Genomic DNA, 15,739 nt, shown 5'->3' with positions numbered 1-15,739 from the left:
AAGGATTTTATGGCCACGGTAACGGATTTGCTTCAGCCAGTTGATACGGATCTTGAGTATCTCCTCAAAGATCTCCGTGTCTTGATTGGAGCAGGGCATCCTATATTGCAGGCAGCTGCCGAACATCTCTTTACTGCTGGAGGCAAACGTATAAGGCCTGGGATAGTACTGCTCTTATCTAAGGCATTATCAGTAGAAGGGAAACTCTCCCCAAAACATCGAAGACTAGCTGAAATAACCGAGATGATCCATACAGCATCTCTTGTGCATGATGATGTAGTTGATGAGGCTGCAACACGTCGTGGGGTTCAAACAGTACATAGTCTTTTTGATCATAAGACTGCTGTTTTGGCAGGAGATTTCCTCTTTGCCCAGGCTAGTTGGCATTTGGCAAATTTAGATAATCTAGTTGTCGTCAAGCTTTTAAGTAGAGTGATAATGGATCTAGCTGAAGGAGAGGTTAAACAGGGTCTTTATAAATATGATTCAAATCAAACTTTAGAAACTTATTTAGAGAAGAGTTATTGCAAGACAGCTTCCTTGATCGCTAATAGTGCACAAGCTGTTGGAGTCTTAAGTAATGCTTCTGATGAAGAATTAAAATGCCTCTATAATTTTGGCAAACAGTTAGGACTTGCCTTTCAAGTTGTTGATGATATCCTTGATTTCACAGCAAGTGATCTTCAATTAGGCAAGCCAGCTGCCAATGATTTAGCTAGTGGATATTTAACAGCTCCAGCTATTTACGCCCTTGAAGAAAAGCCTTTGCTTTCAGAATTAGTTAAAAGAGAATTTTCATATGATGGTGATCTCGATACAGCCTTAGAACTTGTAAGAGATTCCAATTCAATTGGTCGTACCAGAGAGTTGGCTCAAGAATTTGCCAAGAATGCATCTGATTCTATTCGTTGGATTCCTGAATCTCCTTCAAAAGATGCTTTATTGGCCCTACCAGACTATGTTCTTAGAAGACTTTATTAATATTTACTAGCTATCTCGGCTTCATTTAGTACATCAATTAAGCTTTGCACAATATGTAAATTATTTTTTGGATATTTTATTGCTATATTTTCAATACTTATATATTTATTTGTTATCAACCATACTACACAACCAGCTTTTAGTGCAGATGTAACACCTATTTCAGAGTCTTCTATTGCCCAGCATGAGTTTGGATTCTCATTTAATAACTTTGCTCCCAATATATATGGATCTGGCTCTGGCTTGCTATTTTGAAGTTTGGGATTGTCACCATATATTCTTGTTTGTATCAAATCTATCCAGTCGTATCTCCTTGTTTTATAAGCAACTGATTCCTCGGTGCTACTTGTTATCAGAGCTGTCTTAATGTTATTTTTGTAACGCCATCTTACTATTTGTTCTGCTCCTTTGGTTGCTTTAACATCTTTAAGTATTTCTGTATGAATCTTTCTATGGTATTTCAGTAATTTATCTATACTAACAGGTTCTTTTATCAATATCTGTAGAATCTTTGCACATTCGATCTTTCTTCTGCCAAGTAATTTATTTAGTTTCTTATCGCTTATATTTAAACCAAATTGATTAGCTAATTTTTTCCAGGCTAATTTATTTAATGGCTCACTATCTATAAGGACTCCATCAAGATCAAATAAAAATGCTTTGGGTAATATCATTGCGAATGCATGCTTTTCTTTTTAATAAGCATTTCACCTACTTTGTAGATAATTGGCTTGAATTAGACTAATACAAAAAATTATTTTCTATGAGTTCTGATTCATCATCAAAGATAGACACAGTATTACATGAAGAAAGGATTTTTGAGCCTCCCTCTTCAGTTGTTAAGGCATCCACTATAAGAGGCTTCGATCAATATCAAGCCATGGTTGATTCTGCTAAGAATGATCCTGATAAGTTCTGGGGAGATGCCGCTTTAAAAGAGCTACATTGGTTTAAACCTTTTGATTCTGTCCTTGATTGGTCTAATGCACCTTTTGCTAAATGGTTTGATGGAGGTAAAACGAATGTTTCTTATAACTGTTTGGACAGACACGTTAACAACGGGAAGGGAGAAAAGATCGCGATAATTTGGGAAGGGGAGCCAGGTGAAATCAGGAGAATTAGTTATAAAGAACTTTTTGAAGAAGTATGTCGGGCTGCAAATGCATTGAAAAGCATCGGGATATCCAAGGGTGATTTAGTTGCGCTTTATATGCCGATGATTCCTGAGGCTGCAATTGCAATGCTTGCTTGCGCAAGAATTGGAGCCCCACATTCTGTCGTTTTTGGTGGATTCTCCTCTGAAGCTTTGCGTGACAGACTTAATGATGGTCAAGTGAAAGCGGTAATTACAGCTGATGGAGGTTTTCGTAAAGACAAGATTATCTCTTTAAAAGATGCAGTTGATTCTGCTTTAGATGGAAATAGTTGTCCCAGTGTTGAATCTGTTTTGATCGTTAAACGTACTTCTCAAAAAGTAACTTTTATCAATGGTCGAGATTACTGGTGGGATGAGCTGATTTCTCATCAAGCTGTTGAATGTTTGCCAGAGCAAATGAATAGTGAAGATAGACTTTTCGTGCTTTATACATCTGGATCAACAGGTAAACCAAAAGGAGTTGTTCACACAACCTCAGGATATAATTTGTGGGCTCACCTGACTTTTAAATGGATATTTGATGTACGTGAAGAAGAGATATATTGGTGTACAGCTGATGTTGGATGGATAACAGGTCATAGTTACATTGTTTACGGACCTTTATCAAATGGCTCTACAACAGTTATGTATGAAGGTGTCCCAAGACCGTCGAATCCTGGAGCGTTTTGGGAGGTTATTCAAAGACATAAAATTAATATTTTTTATACGGCTCCTACAGCAATAAGAGCTTTTATGAAATCAGGGAGATCAATTCCTGAAAAGTATGATTTAACAAGCTTACGATTGCTGGGAACAGTTGGTGAGCCTATCAACCCAGAAGCTTGGATGTGGTATAGGCAAGTAATAGGTGGTGGTAATTGCCCTATTGTTGATACTTGGTGGCAGACAGAAACAGGTGGTGTGTTAATCAGTCCATTGCCTGGAGCAATACCTACAAAGCCAGGTTCAGCTACCCTTCCTTTGCCTGGAATTGAAGCAGATATTGTTACGGCAGATGGCCAGTCAGTTGAAGCAAATCAAGGTGGATATTTAGTGGTAAAGCGGCCATGGCCAGGAATGATGAGGACTATTCATGGAGATTCTCAAAGATTTAGGCAAAGTTATTGGGAGTATCTAGAACCTATTGATAATAAACTTGTTTATTTTGCTGGTGATGGAGCTCGCAAAGATGAAGATGGATATTTTTGGATCATGGGAAGGGTTGATGATGTGATTAATGTCTCTGGCCATAGACTTGGAACTATGGAAATAGAATCTGCTTTAGTAAGTCATTCTTATGTGGCAGAGGCTGCTGTGGTTGGGAGACCAGATGAGATTAAAGGAGAAGCAGTAGTTGCTTTTGTGACTTTAGAAAGTGGAAAAGTATCAGATCAAACTCTTATGCAGGATTTAAGGAATCATGTCTCAGAAGAAATAGGAGCAATAGCAAGACCAGATGAAATTCGATTTACTGATGCATTGCCTAAAACAAGAAGTGGAAAAATCATGCGCAGACTACTTAGGTCTTTAGCTGCTGGTGAAGAGGTCATAGGAGATACAAGTACTTTGGAAGATAGAAATGTTTTGGATGAATTAAGGAGATAGGAAGAGCTTATAGACTTTTAAATTTTTCTCATATTCTTTTAAATTAGATAAATAATTCTTTTGCTTATGTGTTTAATTCAGGTAGATGGTTTAGTGGCCGACCAAACTTTTGTCATGAAAAATGAGTTTGTTTTTATAGATTCAAATCCGGAATTTGTAAGTCTTATAGTGATGTCGTCTTTTATATAATCTTTATAATAAGGCTCGTGGAATATTCGATGAAAATTTTCTAAGACTTGTGTGAATTGAGGGGAGTCTTGTATTTGAACTGAATCTGCAATAACTAACTTTCCATTTGGTTTTAAAAGACGAAAGCATTCTGAAATAACATTCTGCCTAGCTTGTTTTGGTAATTCATGAAAAAGAAAAACACATGTTATTGCGTTAAATGATTCTCCTATTAGAGATATATTTTCTGCATTTCCTTTGATTAATTGAACTAATTCACTCCCGCTATTATTTAAATATTTACTTGCTTGCTTAAGATATGAAGAAGATAAATCTAAGCCAGTAAGCTCTGCATAAGGGAAGGCCGATCTAAGTTGCTGAAGAGTTCTTCCTGTTCCAGTTGCTACATCAAGAATCTTTATTTCTGATGAACTTGTATCTTTAAAGCTATTTTGAAGGCAATCTTTTATAGGAGATATAACTCTTCTTCTCATGGCATCAGCAGTTCCATTAAAAAGTATCTCCACTTGAATATCATAAATACTTGCTGAGTGATCGCTAAGATAACCATCAGTTTGATGATGGAAATTCTGTAAATAATAATCAGGGTATTTATCTTTATTAATTGATTTTGGTATGTCTTGAAATTTTCTAGATTTTCTTCTGTTCCAAGTTGATGGCATGTCTAACCATACTAGTGGGTACTTTGCAAACCACTCTATCCAAGGGGCTTCAAAAAGAAGGTTCTTAGGATAAAAGCCCTTTTCTGCTTCTAGCCAGTCAATATCTTCTAGCTCTTTAATAGATTGTCTTAATTTAAGTAGTAAGTCCGTAGAAATTGGGGATGTTTCTGGAATGGCTTCAGGTGCTATAACCTCCATCAACTTTGTACTTATCTCCTTATGTACTATCCCAACAAGACCTTTGCCTTGCTGAAGAGTTTTATATGCAATTTTTGCTAGGCTTGGCTGAGCCATAAACCTTTTCAAGTTTTATCTATTTCAACAGATTTTTAAGCCAACTGAGAGAATTAAATATTTTCTGTTGCTAAGAGAATTATATTTTTGTATATCAAGCAATATTTTCATTGATCGGGACATAATTGGTTGGGAATTTCCTTCATTAGAGCTTGTATGTCATCCCATGAATAATTTGGTTCAGCTTCTCTTAATTGATTGATATCCTTTTGAATGAATTTATCTATATCTTTAGCTTTTGAACAAACACCAGAAAGATCATTTCTATTTAATTTACTTTCAATATTAACCATCATCTTATTGAATTTATTTATATAGGTTTTGTTAAAGTCTTTTGGCAAGTCTTTCCCCTTTATTGATAGGACTATAATTATTAATGAAAATATAATAGGTATAATTTTATATTTATATACCTTTTTTTTTATAAATCTAAGATTGCTGATAATATTCATATTAGAAAATAAGCAAGATAGTATATAACCTTGCTTATTTTATAATGTTTAATTTGAAAAAATGTATAAATAGGCTTATTTATTATGCGTCATAGTACATAAAGAATTCATGAGGATGAGGTCTTTGCCTTAATTGCTGAACTTCTTCATACTTCATTTCGATGAAGTTATTTATAAAGTCATCATCGAACACGCCACCTTCAGTTAAATAATTATTATCTCTATTTAGTGCATCCAATGCATCATTTAAGGATGATGGAACTGTTGCAATCTTGGCAAGTTCTTCTGAGGGAAGTTCAAATAGATCACGATCTTCTCCTTCGCCTGGATCTATTTGATTCTTAATACCATCAATTCCAGCCATTAGCATTGCGCTAAAGGCTAAATAGGGATTTGCTATAGCATCACCAGGTCTAAATTCTAACCTTTTTGCTTTTGGACTTGGTCCTGTTAAAGGAATTCTAATAGCAGCTGATCTATTACCTTGGGAGTAAACAAGATTTACTGGGGCTTCAAACCCTGGTACTAATCGTTTATAGCTATTTGTTCCTGGGTTTGTGAAGGCTAAGAAAGAAGGTGCATGTTTAAGAATGCCACCTATATACCATTTGGCAGTTTGAGATAGGTTGGCATATGTATTTTCACCGAAGAAAAGTGGTTGCCCATCCTTCCAGAGACTTTGATGGACATGCATGCCAGTTCCATTGTCATTCCAGATAGGTTTTGGCATAAAAGTTGCTGTCTTGCCATATTTTTTGGCAATATTCCTAACAACATATTTATATGTCATTACGTTATCTGCTGCGTTTATAAGTGAAGCAAATTTCATTCCAAGTTCATGTTGACCTGGTCCTGCAACCTCATGATGATGTTTCTCTATAGGTATTCCTAGTTGACCCATGAGAAGTAACATCTCAGAACGCATGTCTTGAGCAGTATCATTTGGAGCTACTGGGAAATATCCTTCTTTATATTGTATTTTGTATCCTAGGTTGCCACCTTCCTCTAACCTTGCTGTGTTCCAAGGGGCCTCAATAGTGTCTACGCTATAAAAGGAAGTGCCTTCTTTTGAGTCATACCTTACGTCGTCAAAAATAAAGAACTCTGGTTCTGGTCCAAAGAAAGCTACATCAGCTAAACCTGTAGAAGATAAATAAGAAAGTGCTTTTTGAGCTAAAAATCTTGGACATCTTGAATAGGGCTCCCCACTCCTTGGCTCTTGTATTGAACAAATAATGCTAAGTGTTTTGTGCTTATAAAAGGGATCTATCCATGCAGTTGTAGCGTCTGGGACCATTGACATATCTGACTCATTAATGGCTTTCCATCCCCTTATGGAAGAGCCATCAAAGGCTAGCCCTTCCTTGAAAGAGCTTTCTTCGATCATGTCTGATGTAACGGTTAAATGTTGCCATTTACCGTGGATGTCAGTGAATTTAAGATCAATGAGCTCAATACCCTCATCTTTAATTTGTCTAAGTACATCCTGTGGAGATTTGCCCATGGATTTTTTTATAGATATATTCCAACAAAAGTAATTACCATAGCAATCTAGTTTTGTATCAATAAGTACTTTTTCGCACTATTTCCCTTTAATTCCTAATGTTTGTGCGACTTTTTAATTTTTATTTGGTTATTAGAAGCTATTTCACCTTGGTTGTCAGCATTGCAATACCTAAAATTAATTTCACGTTCATACCTATAGATGTATAGGCTCTTGGTTAAGTAATTATTCTTTTTAGGTCTTGGCGACAACAAAAGCTAACTCTGAAATGTTGAAAACTTTTGACACGTCACTATCAGCTCTTTCGGTTCCAGAGAGGCTATTACTAGGTCCAGGACCTTCTAATTCTCACCCTTTAGTGCTGCAAGCACTGTCCAATCAGCCTGTTGGTCACTTAGATCCTTTTTATATTGATTTAATGGCTGATGTTCAGAATCTATTACGGCATGTCTGGCAGACAACAAATAGATTAACTCTTCCAATGAGTGGCACTGGTAGTGCAGCAATGGAGGCAACAATTGCAAATATTGTTGAACCTGGGGACACTGTCCTTGTTGCCATTAAAGGCTACTTTGGTCATCGATTGGCTGACATGGCCTCAAGGTATAAGGCAAATGTTCAGACAATTCAAAAACCCTGGGGACAAGCCTTTTCTCTTAATGAACTTGAAGAGTCTTTAATCAAACATAAGCCTGCTGTTCTTGCTCTAGTACATGCAGAAACATCTACAGGTGTTTGTCAGCCTATGGATGGAATAGGCGATTTATGTCGAAAATATAATTGCTTGTTGATTTTAGACACTGTTACATCACTTGGAAGTATCCCTTTGTTTTTAGATGAATGGAAGGTGGATCTTGCTTATAGCTGTAGTCAGAAGGGCTTAAGTTGCCCTCCAGGTTTAGGCCCCTTTACTATGAATAAAAGGGCAGAAGACAAATTGAATGCAAGGACAAGCAAAGTATCTAATTGGTATCTTGATGTGTCCCTGTTAAATAAATATTGGGGTAGTGACCGTGTTTACCATCACACTGCACCAGTAAATATGAATTTTGGAATCCGAGAAGCACTTAAACTTATTGTTGAAGAGGGTTTGGAGAACTCATGGGAACGCCATAGAGAAAATGCAAATAGCCTATGGACTGGCTTAACCCAACTTGGTATTGAATTACATGTTGATGAAAATCTAAGGCTTCCTACTCTTACTACAGTTAAAATACCTGATGGCATTGATGGAAAAGCTTTCACACTTCATTTATTGCATAAGCATGGCGTTGAGATTGGTGGTGGATTAGGTGAATTAGCAGGTAAGGTCTGGCGAATTGGTCTTATGGGCTACAACTCTCAATCAAAGAATGTTGAAAGAATCTTGAACCTTTTCGAGACACAATTGCCTAAATTCAAGTCCTAGTTATTTCATTTCTTCTATCAGCAAACCACTTAGACAATGCTTCTTTAGCTTGGTCATTCAAAATCCCTCCTTCAATAGACATTTTATGATGAGCGCTTTGATGTTTTGAGAGATCTAATGAGCCTCCTAGTCCACCTCTTTTTTTATCCACGGCACCAAAAATAACTTTGCCCATCCTTGCTTGTATAAGAGCACCTGCACACATTTGACATGGCTCTAGCGTTACTATCAATGTACATTCGTTAAATCTCCAATCTCTTTTTATCCAGGAAGCCTGCCGAAGAGCAATTAATTCAGCATGGCCAAGGGGATTGAAATATTTATTTCTTGTATTTGTTCCATGGCCTATACAATGCCCGTATTCATTCAAGATAACAGCTGAAACAGGTACCTCACCTTGAGAGCCAGTTCTATTAGCTCTTTCAAGCAGAATTTCCATCCATCTTTCTGTTTGTGTATCCTTAAGTTTTACCGGTTGATAAAATTGCATTTTTCTAGAACAACCTTTTTAATTTGAACATAATGAATATCGTTCTTTGTTAACTCTTTGGTATAAATATTTGAAAGGGAAATCCATTGGAATTTTTTGCACCTCCTGATCGCACTGATCCTAAATTTAAGTCATTTTTAGAAGGGGCTTCTAGTGATCTTTGTGAGTGGTTGTCTTCTACAACTAATAGAGGCCCTTTACCATCTCATTTTGAGTTGCCTGATATAGGACCACGTTTAGATGGATTGTCTTCTTCTGAGATGTTAGATGATTTGCAAAAAATTATGGCCGGATCATATCAGCCATCTCATCCTGGAGCACTTGCTCATTTAGACCCACCGCCTCTTACTTCTTCAATTGTTGGAGAATTGATAGCTGCTGGACTTAATAATAATTTGTTGGCTGAGGAGCTTTCACCTAGCATTACTAAATTAGAAAGAAGTCTATGTAAATGGATTGCAAATAAATTTGAGATGCCAGAGACTGCTGGTGGTGTTGCTGTTAGTGGTGGAAGTCTAACTAATTTAATGGCCTTGTTAGTAGCAAGGTCTAATGCCAATCTGTTATGTGATCCTAAAGCTGTCGTCTTAGCTAGTACAGAGGCACATGTCTCAATAGCGAGAGCTATATCAGTTATGGGACTCCCTCCAGAGGCATTAGTCAGGGTTCCTACCGATAATTTTGGATGTATGTCTATTAAATCTTTAACTGAACAGTTTCATAATATAAAATCTCAAGAGAAAAAATGCTTTGCGATTGTAGCAACAGCAGGTACTACTGTACGAGGATCTATAGATCCCTTGACTCAAATTGCTGATTTTTGTCACAAAGAAAAAATATGGCTGCATGCTGACGCTGCAATAGGAGGAGCTTTTGGCTTGTCATCATCCACTGCAAGCCTCGTGAAGGATATTTCTAGGGCTAATTCTGTTACTGTTAATCCGCAAAAACTTCTTGGGATTACAAAGACCTCCTCATTATTATTAGTGTCTGATATTAAGGATCTTTTTACCTGCTTTTCTACTGGTTATCCATATTTAGAACCATCTTATGGAAACGATTATCAGGGAGGTGAACTTGGATTACAAGGTACAAGACCTGCAGAAGTTATTAAATTATGGCTTGGACTAAGACAATTGGGTGCTAATGGTATTCAGTCTTTACTAGATAAGTCTATTGATCGTAGACGTTCTCTTTATGAGAGACTTGATAAATCCAAATTTGATATTATAACCGGCCCATTGCATTTAATAGCTTTTACTCCTAATGATATCTCCAAACAAGATGCAGAGGTATGGGCTATAAAATTAAGAAAAAAATTACTAGAGCATGGCTTTATGCTATCGAAGCCATGTTATAAGAACCGTACTTATCTAAAGGCTGTAATGGGTAATCCACATACTAAAATTAGTCACATTGATAGTTTAGCAGAACTCATTAATCACCCCCTTGAAATCTCATGAACAAGGATCGTGGTAAGTGTGTGGCAATTATTACTGGTATCTTTTCTATTTTAATTGGAGCTCTATATTTGCTGATTATAACAATATTAGATTCTAGAGGGCCTATGCTCCCTCCTCCTCCTGAAGCCTTGAGTATGGTGGAAGTTGTTTTTTCTTTTTATTCATATCAACCGGTTGGACAACTCTATCTATTGCAATTCTAATAAACTCCCTTAGGTTGGTTTCTCTTCGATTTAAGTCATAGTGATATTGAACAACCTCTTGGATTCCACCATCACCCCAATTTTGGTTTTGCTGGAAATATGTGACAAAACTTTCACCTGCAACTTTTGTTAGCCATGAGGCGGTAATACTTTGAATGGTTTTTCCAATTAAATACGTAGGTAAATGTAAGGTTAATGAATTACTTATGAGGGATACGCCTCCTTTTACTATCCCGAGGCCAGCAATAGTTTGGCTAACTGATATTGCTAGGTTTTTAGCTCCATCTTTCTTTAATTCTACGCCGTATATTCTTGCTATTTCCATTACCATTCTACTGTTAACAACTGCAGTAGCTATTAAATCTACTCCAGGTAAAGGTGTTATAAGAACAACTCCACTACTGATCCAAGAATACTTATCTACACATCTATTTGATTCTATGAAACGTTGTCTATTCAATAATTTTCTCCCTGATTCACCAAGGTTTCTACACTGAAGAAGAATATTGTCAGCTATTAGCTCTTCTCCTTCACTATGCAAAACAAATGATATACGCTTTATAAGTTGATTTATCTCAGGCTTGGGCTGTAAAGGTCGACTACCTGTATTCGGTATTGATTGAGGTGATGCAGAGATAGTAGTTATATCGTGAGGCTCTATTAACCCATTGCAATGATTCCTTATTAAGGATATTAGCTTCATTTCTTCTCTTTCACTAAGTAGATCACATTTGTTTAGTGCAATTATTAGTCTTTTACCAACCTTAGAAAGATTGGTAATTACTTTCATTTCAAATGCTCTTAAATCTGAATCTACAACAAAGATTATTAAATCGGCTCTACTGGCTTTTAGAAGAGCTTCTTGTTCGCGAAGACGACCATCCTCGCCTCCTTCAAGTATGCCTGGAGTATCTATTATCTTTATCCCTCTTGTAAGGCCTTTGAGATGTAGCCGATATGAACCTGTACGTTTAGTAGAACCCATGCTTGGATCAATTTCCCCTACTATTCTGTTAAGAAGAGCACTTATTAATGAAGTCTTACCGCTTGATCCTGTGCCAAATACTACAACGACTAAATCACCTCTTAAGAGCATCTTTTCTACTCGTTTTTTTTCATGCCTTAATCCCTCAGAAGCAATCTTATCTTGTATAAGTTGGGTTAACTGATCTATGCTATCTAAACTCTTAATTGCTGCATCGCTTCTATCTTTTGGAAGGTTTTTTGTGATATTATCAGTTCTAATCGAAAAAATTAATTTACGTAATATCCTCTGTATTAATGTTCTTAGGTTCTTCTTTGTAAGAATAGTTAATAGTATAATTGATAATATTATTGTCTGTAAGTTTATAAGTTTAATTATTGCTCCAATCAGGCTGAGAAATGCTGCTACTATCATTAGTAACAGTAATGATCCTATTACCTTCCTTTTATTTTGCATATGAATATATTAATCTGATTTTAGAATGATAAATAATCTCATTATAAAATTGATGTCAATACCCTTATGGGCTAATTGTTCCGGCTGCTTGCGTAGTCTAAGCATATGAACATCAGAGCTAGATTAATTGCGATATCAGCTATATTGAAAATAGGAAAGGTTATTGGTATAAGTTGAATAAAATCAATGACATATCCTAGTCTCCATCTATCCAGACCATTGCCTATTGTTCCACCAATTAAAAATGAAAATGCAATGAGCTGGTATATATTATATGTCAACTTATTTGTGACGTAGCGTATCAATACGATGGCAACAATAAGACTTAAAACACCTAGTGAAAATGTGTAATTACTAAATATGTTAAAAGCTGCACCATAGTTTCTAACAATATTGATTTTAATTAAGGTTGGTATTATTGTATGTCCTTGGTAATTCGGATAGGCTGATAGATATAGCTTTGTTAGTTGATCCAAAGTTATAACAATACTGGATGTTAGAAATATATGGCTACGTCTAAATAGTCTTTGCTTCATCTAATCAAAAGTGCCCTTCTGAATGTTTTGGCTAATAATATTGTAGGTGCACAAAGCAATAGCTGTATTGGAAATGTTGTAATGCTATATTTAATTAACAGATCTAAAATTGAATTATCCCATCTTAAGGTGATAGTACCAATGATTATATTTATGATTCCGATTGTGTGAATTAATACCAATCCTGTACATGCGATCGTAAAGAAATTAAATATTGATTTCTTCGTTTCTACTTTTGCCCAGTTTCCTGTTATCCACACAGCTGGAACGAAACCGACTAGATATCCGAACGCTGGACTTGCCATATATCCAATACTCCCTCCACCTTGGAAGACTGGTAGATATACTAACCCTATCGTTAAGTAGGCAATAGTTGCTATTAATGCAGATTGTGGTCCACAGATTAATGCAGATAAAAGAACTGATGGAATTTGCCATGAACTTTGGAGGTCTAAGATCTTGAGGCTATAGCCACTTCCTAATGATAATATTGCTGATGGGAGCATTCCTCCAACTATGATAAGAAGCAGGCTTGCCAGTGATGAAACTAAAGTATTTATAGCTCTCAAGGTTTTTACTATTTGCTATATAGGAATATTAAAAAGAATCTTCGTACTTGTTAAGTGACTAGTCTTTATATGTAAGTAAAATTAAATCGATTAATGAGCGCTATTTCATTTACTATTAAAGAACTGATACATTAATATGAGATTCCATTTTCATGAAATTTACTGTTGGAGAAAGAGTCTATTTAAGAGTTTCACAGCCATATTTAAAAACCAGTGACCCTATGCCGATGCTAAGACCACCAGATTTAGTTTCTTTGGAGGAAACAGGTGAAATAATAGCTCTGTTACCTAACGATGTAGCTGCGGTTAGATTTAGAAGGGGTGCTTTCTTGCTTCCAATTGATCATTTGAAATCTGAACATCAATCATAAAATTATTTCAATGACTTCATTTTCTTCAAATGGTACAAATTCTTTAAGATCATCTGATGACAATAGTTCCACAGAGGAATTAAAGAGGGAGGTAGATAGGCGTAGAAATTTCGCTATTATTTCTCATCCTGACGCTGGGAAAACAACTCTTACGGAAAAACTTCTATTATATGGAGGAGCTATTCAGCAGGCTGGAGCAGTTAAAGCCAGAGGACAACAAAGGAAAGTTACTTCAGACTGGATGGAATTAGAAAAACAAAGAGGTATCTCTATTACCTCAACTGTTTTGCAATTTGATTACAAGAACATCACAGTAAACCTTTTAGACACTCCTGGTCATCAGGATTTTTCTGAGGATACTTACCGTACTCTATCTGCAGCAGATAATGCCGTCATGCTGGAGGATGCGGCAAAAGGTTTAGAGCCTCAAACAAGGAAACTATTCGAGGTCTGTCGCCTGAGGAACATACCTATATTTACGTTTATCAATAAAATGGACCGTCCAGGACAAGAACCATTATCTCTTTTAGATGAAATTGAAAGAGAACTAAATCTTTCGACATTTGCAGTTAACTGGCCTATTGGTAGTGGTGATTTGTTCCGTGGTGTTATTGATCGTCAAACCAAAGACGTCATACTATTCTCAAGAGCAGAGCGCGGTAAGCAATCAAATGAGCAACGACTAGGAATTAATGATCCTCTCTTATCAGAATTAGTTGAACAAGATCTCTTGGAAAAAGCTAAAGAAGAATTAGAGCTTTTAGAAGCTGCTGGTTCATCCCTAGATTTAAATCTTATCAAGAAAGGAGAACTTACCCCTGTATTTTTCGGTTCGGCAATGACTAATTTTGGTGTCAAGCCATTCTTAGATAGCTTTTTAGACATGGCTCAAGGACCTGTAGCACGTAATGCTATTGATGGACCTGTAGACCCTTTACGAAGTACTTTTACTGGTTTTGTTTTTAAATTGCAGGCAAATATGGATCCTCGTCATAGAGATAGGGTTGCCTTTGTCCGTGTTTGTAGTGGTCGTTTTGAAAAGGATATGAATGTATATCATGCACGGACAGGCAAATCAATACGACTTTCTAGACCGCAAAAAATATTCGCTAAAGATAGAGCTGTAGTAGAGGATGCTTTCCCAGGAGATGTTATTGGGCTAAATAACCCAGGTATGTTTTCTATAGGAGATACTTTGTATGCAGGAGAACGTACTGAATATGAAGGTATACCCTGCTTTAGTCCAGAGATATTTTGCTGGTTAAGGAACCCTAATCCTTCTGCGTTCAAGAATTTCAGAAAAGGGGTCAATGAATTGAGAGAAGAAGGAGCCGTCCAAATTCTTTATGATGTAGACCAAAGCAAAAGAGATCCGATACTTGCAGCTGTGGGGCAATTGCAACTTGAGGTTGTGCAGCATCGACTTGAAAGTGAATATTCAGTTGAGACCATTATTGAGCCAATGGCCTTTCAATTGGCCCGTTGGGTAACGGGCGGATGGGATTCGCTGGATAAGATTGGAAGAATCTTTAATTGCAAGACTGTTCAGGATTCATGGCAAAGGCCTGTACTACTTTTTAAGAACAAATGGAACTTAAATCAGCTAGAAGAGGATCAACCATCTTTTGGATTATCTTCTGTCGCACCAGTTATAAGTGGTATTGACCCTATAACTCTTTAATATTTTTGCTTTACCAAAGTTGCTTTCGCACTTACGCTCATTAAACAACCATAAGTTAAATTGTGACCAATACAAACTTTGGTAACCAGCAAGATCCTAAAGATGCTTTTTCACAGCTAGGAATTCAACCAGGTTCTACTTATGAAGAAATTAAGAAAGCTAGAGATATTAGATTAAAAGAAGCAGGTGATGACCTCATTCTTAAAGCAAAGATTGAATCATCATATGATCTGTTACTAATGGATTCTCTTAAGGCAAGACGTTTAGGTAAAGTTAGTAATGAGGCTATAAATGCTTCTCAGAAAGAGAACAATTCATTTGGGAATAATTTAACTAATCTTAAAGGCTCATTGCTAACAAAAATCAATACATTTACGAATTATGATTCTGTTAATTCTGATAAAACTGAAAATTCCTTTTTAAATCTTCCTGAAGGACAGGGCCTAACTATAAGACTTTGCTTAGGACTGTTTATCATCGTCTTGCTTTTAGTAGCACCTGATCAAAATATTCAAATTATTCTTTCTTTATCAACTTTTGCTTTAGTAATTAGTCAAGTAAAACGTGGTAAAAAGATTTTGCCATCGTTAGGATGGAGTGTTGTATTTCTTTCATGTGGTTACATCCTTGGCGGTCTAGTCGTAACTAATCTTGCAATTAACTCACAAAATATAATGCCTATTTCCATAGATAAGATTGAGGCTTTGCCCGCATTGATTTTATTATGGATAGGCTCCTTAGTATTAAATTAATAT

General features: G+C 36.3%; 15 protein-coding genes. 7 read left to right on the top strand and 8 right to left on the bottom strand.

The window, feature by feature from the left end; all coding sequences use genetic code 11:
• Nucleotides 1–9 precede the first annotated feature (9 nt).
• The gene (gene sds, locus EV07_RS04915; RefSeq protein ID WP_036917843.1) at nucleotides 10–981 is read left to right on the top strand and encodes a solanesyl diphosphate synthase; all 972 of its coding nucleotides are present in this window, start codon (nucleotides 10–12) and stop codon (nucleotides 979–981) included.
• Here the strand turns inward: sds and EV07_RS04910 are convergent.
• The gene (locus tag EV07_RS04910) at nucleotides 978–1,655 is read right to left on the bottom strand and encodes an HAD family hydrolase (RefSeq protein ID WP_036917841.1); all 678 of its coding nucleotides are present in this window, start codon (nucleotides 1,653–1,655) and stop codon (nucleotides 978–980) included. The genes sds and EV07_RS04910 overlap by 4 nt on opposite strands.
• 89 nt (nucleotides 1,656–1,744) lie before the next feature.
• Between EV07_RS04910 and acs the strand changes: the two genes are divergently transcribed.
• Entirely contained in the window at nucleotides 1,745–3,721 is a 1,977-nt protein-coding gene (gene acs, locus EV07_RS04905) for an acetate--CoA ligase (RefSeq protein WP_036917840.1), read from the top strand.
• A 77-nt stretch (nucleotides 3,722–3,798) separates the two neighbouring features.
• Here the strand turns inward: acs and EV07_RS04900 are convergent, their stop codons facing one another.
• The 3 genes from EV07_RS04900 to glnA form a co-directional block, all read right to left on the bottom strand.
• On the bottom strand, nucleotides 3,799–4,866 hold the full coding sequence (locus EV07_RS04900; RefSeq protein ID WP_036917839.1) for a class I SAM-dependent methyltransferase: 1,068 nt from the start codon (nucleotides 4,864–4,866) through the stop codon (nucleotides 3,799–3,801).
• Between the two features lie 107 nt (nucleotides 4,867–4,973).
• Nucleotides 4,974–5,207, bottom strand: coding sequence for a hypothetical protein (locus tag EV07_RS04895; protein ID WP_152557847.1), 234 nt, complete (start codon nucleotides 5,205–5,207; stop codon nucleotides 4,974–4,976).
• Between the two features lie 193 nt (nucleotides 5,208–5,400).
• On the bottom strand, nucleotides 5,401–6,822 hold the full coding sequence (gene glnA, locus EV07_RS04890; RefSeq protein ID WP_036917837.1) for a type I glutamate--ammonia ligase: 1,422 nt from the start codon (nucleotides 6,820–6,822) through the stop codon (nucleotides 5,401–5,403).
• A 268-nt stretch (nucleotides 6,823–7,090) separates the two neighbouring features.
• Between glnA and EV07_RS04885 the strand changes: the two genes are divergently transcribed.
• Complete coding sequence (locus tag EV07_RS04885; protein WP_193742723.1) at nucleotides 7,091–8,230, top strand: pyridoxal-phosphate-dependent aminotransferase family protein; 1,140 nt, start codon at nucleotides 7,091–7,093, stop codon at nucleotides 8,228–8,230.
• On the opposite strand, the gene EV07_RS04880 is transcribed toward EV07_RS04885, so the two are convergent.
• Nucleotides 8,220–8,720, bottom strand: a complete 501-nt coding sequence (locus tag EV07_RS04880; protein ID WP_081936946.1) for a nucleoside deaminase — start codon at nucleotides 8,718–8,720, stop codon at nucleotides 8,220–8,222. The two genes, EV07_RS04885 and EV07_RS04880, sit on opposite strands and share 11 nt — an antisense overlap.
• An 86-nt stretch (nucleotides 8,721–8,806) precedes the next feature.
• Between EV07_RS04880 and EV07_RS04875 the strand changes: the two genes are divergently transcribed.
• Complete coding sequence (locus EV07_RS04875; RefSeq protein ID WP_036917835.1) at nucleotides 8,807–10,183, top strand: pyridoxal phosphate-dependent decarboxylase family protein; 1,377 nt, start codon at nucleotides 8,807–8,809, stop codon at nucleotides 10,181–10,183.
• 102 nt (nucleotides 10,184–10,285) lie between these two features.
• Here the strand turns inward: EV07_RS04875 and EV07_RS04870 are convergent, their stop codons facing one another.
• The 3 genes from EV07_RS04870 to EV07_RS04860 form a co-directional block, all read right to left on the bottom strand.
• The gene (locus EV07_RS04870; protein WP_241433996.1) at nucleotides 10,286–11,785 is read right to left on the bottom strand and encodes a YcjF family protein; all 1,500 of its coding nucleotides are present in this window, start codon (nucleotides 11,783–11,785) and stop codon (nucleotides 10,286–10,288) included.
• A gap of 113 nt (nucleotides 11,786–11,898) precedes the next feature.
• Nucleotides 11,899–12,363 carry a signal peptidase II gene (gene lspA / locus EV07_RS10190; RefSeq protein WP_036917833.1) on the bottom strand — a complete coding sequence of 155 codons (465 nt, stop codon included), beginning with the start codon at nucleotides 12,361–12,363 and terminating at the stop codon, nucleotides 11,899–11,901.
• Nucleotides 12,360–12,932, bottom strand: coding sequence for a biotin transporter BioY (locus EV07_RS04860; RefSeq protein ID WP_036917832.1), 573 nt, complete (start codon nucleotides 12,930–12,932; stop codon nucleotides 12,360–12,362). Before EV07_RS04860 ends, lspA begins: the two co-directional genes overlap by 4 nt.
• 152 nt (nucleotides 12,933–13,084) lie before the next feature.
• Here EV07_RS04860 and EV07_RS04855 point away from each other — a divergent pair, with 152 nt between their 5' ends.
• The 3 genes from EV07_RS04855 to EV07_RS04845 all read left to right on the top strand — a co-directional run bounded on the left by EV07_RS04855 (nucleotide 13,085) and on the right by EV07_RS04845 (nucleotide 15,736).
• The gene (locus EV07_RS04855) at nucleotides 13,085–13,303 is read left to right on the top strand and encodes a DUF3148 domain-containing protein (protein ID WP_036917831.1); all 219 of its coding nucleotides are present in this window, start codon (nucleotides 13,085–13,087) and stop codon (nucleotides 13,301–13,303) included.
• A gap of 10 nt (nucleotides 13,304–13,313) precedes the next feature.
• Nucleotides 13,314–14,984: a peptide chain release factor 3 gene (locus EV07_RS04850; protein ID WP_036917830.1), complete on the top strand. Its 1,671-nt coding sequence runs from the start codon at nucleotides 13,314–13,316 to the stop codon at nucleotides 14,982–14,984.
• Nucleotides 14,985–15,046: 62 nt separating this feature from the next.
• Entirely contained in the window at nucleotides 15,047–15,736 is a 690-nt protein-coding gene (locus EV07_RS04845) for a CPP1-like family protein (protein ID WP_081936944.1), read from the top strand.
• The last annotated feature ends 3 nt before the right edge of the window (nucleotides 15,737–15,739 follow it).

It is taken from the genome of Prochlorococcus sp. MIT 0603 (assembly GCF_000760215.1).
Classification (GTDB): domain Bacteria; phylum Cyanobacteriota; class Cyanobacteriia; order PCC-6307; family Cyanobiaceae; genus Prochlorococcus_E.
The sequence above is the reverse complement of the archived record's forward strand: the minus strand, read 5'-3'. Positions and strand labels throughout refer to the sequence as shown.

Excerpts from the sequence above, each read along its gene's own strand:
- sds (WP_036917843.1), top strand. The coding sequence starts at position 10 with ATGGCCACGGTAACGGATTTGCTTCAGCCAGTTGATACGGATCTTGAG.
- EV07_RS04910 (WP_036917841.1), bottom strand. The coding sequence starts at position 1,655 with ATGATATTACCCAAAGCATTTTTATTTGATCTTGATGGAGTCCTTATA.
- acs (WP_036917840.1), top strand. The coding sequence starts at position 1,745 with ATGAGTTCTGATTCATCATCAAAGATAGACACAGTATTACATGAAGAA.
- EV07_RS04900 (WP_036917839.1), bottom strand. The coding sequence starts at position 4,866 with ATGGCTCAGCCAAGCCTAGCAAAAATTGCATATAAAACTCTTCAGCAA.
- glnA (WP_036917837.1), bottom strand. The coding sequence starts at position 6,822 with ATGGGCAAATCTCCACAGGATGTACTTAGACAAATTAAAGATGAGGGT.
- EV07_RS04885 (WP_193742723.1), top strand. The coding sequence starts at position 7,091 with ATGTTGAAAACTTTTGACACGTCACTATCAGCTCTTTCGGTTCCAGAG.
- EV07_RS04880 (WP_081936946.1), bottom strand. The coding sequence starts at position 8,720 with ATGCAATTTTATCAACCGGTAAAACTTAAGGATACACAAACAGAAAGA.
- EV07_RS04870 (WP_241433996.1), bottom strand. The coding sequence starts at position 11,785 with ATGATAGTAGCAGCATTTCTCAGCCTGATTGGAGCAATAATTAAACTT.
- lspA (WP_036917833.1), bottom strand. The coding sequence starts at position 12,363 with ATGAAGCAAAGACTATTTAGACGTAGCCATATATTTCTAACATCCAGT.
- EV07_RS04855 (WP_036917831.1), top strand. The coding sequence starts at position 13,085 with ATGAAATTTACTGTTGGAGAAAGAGTCTATTTAAGAGTTTCACAGCCA.
- EV07_RS04850 (WP_036917830.1), top strand. The coding sequence starts at position 13,314 with ATGACTTCATTTTCTTCAAATGGTACAAATTCTTTAAGATCATCTGAT.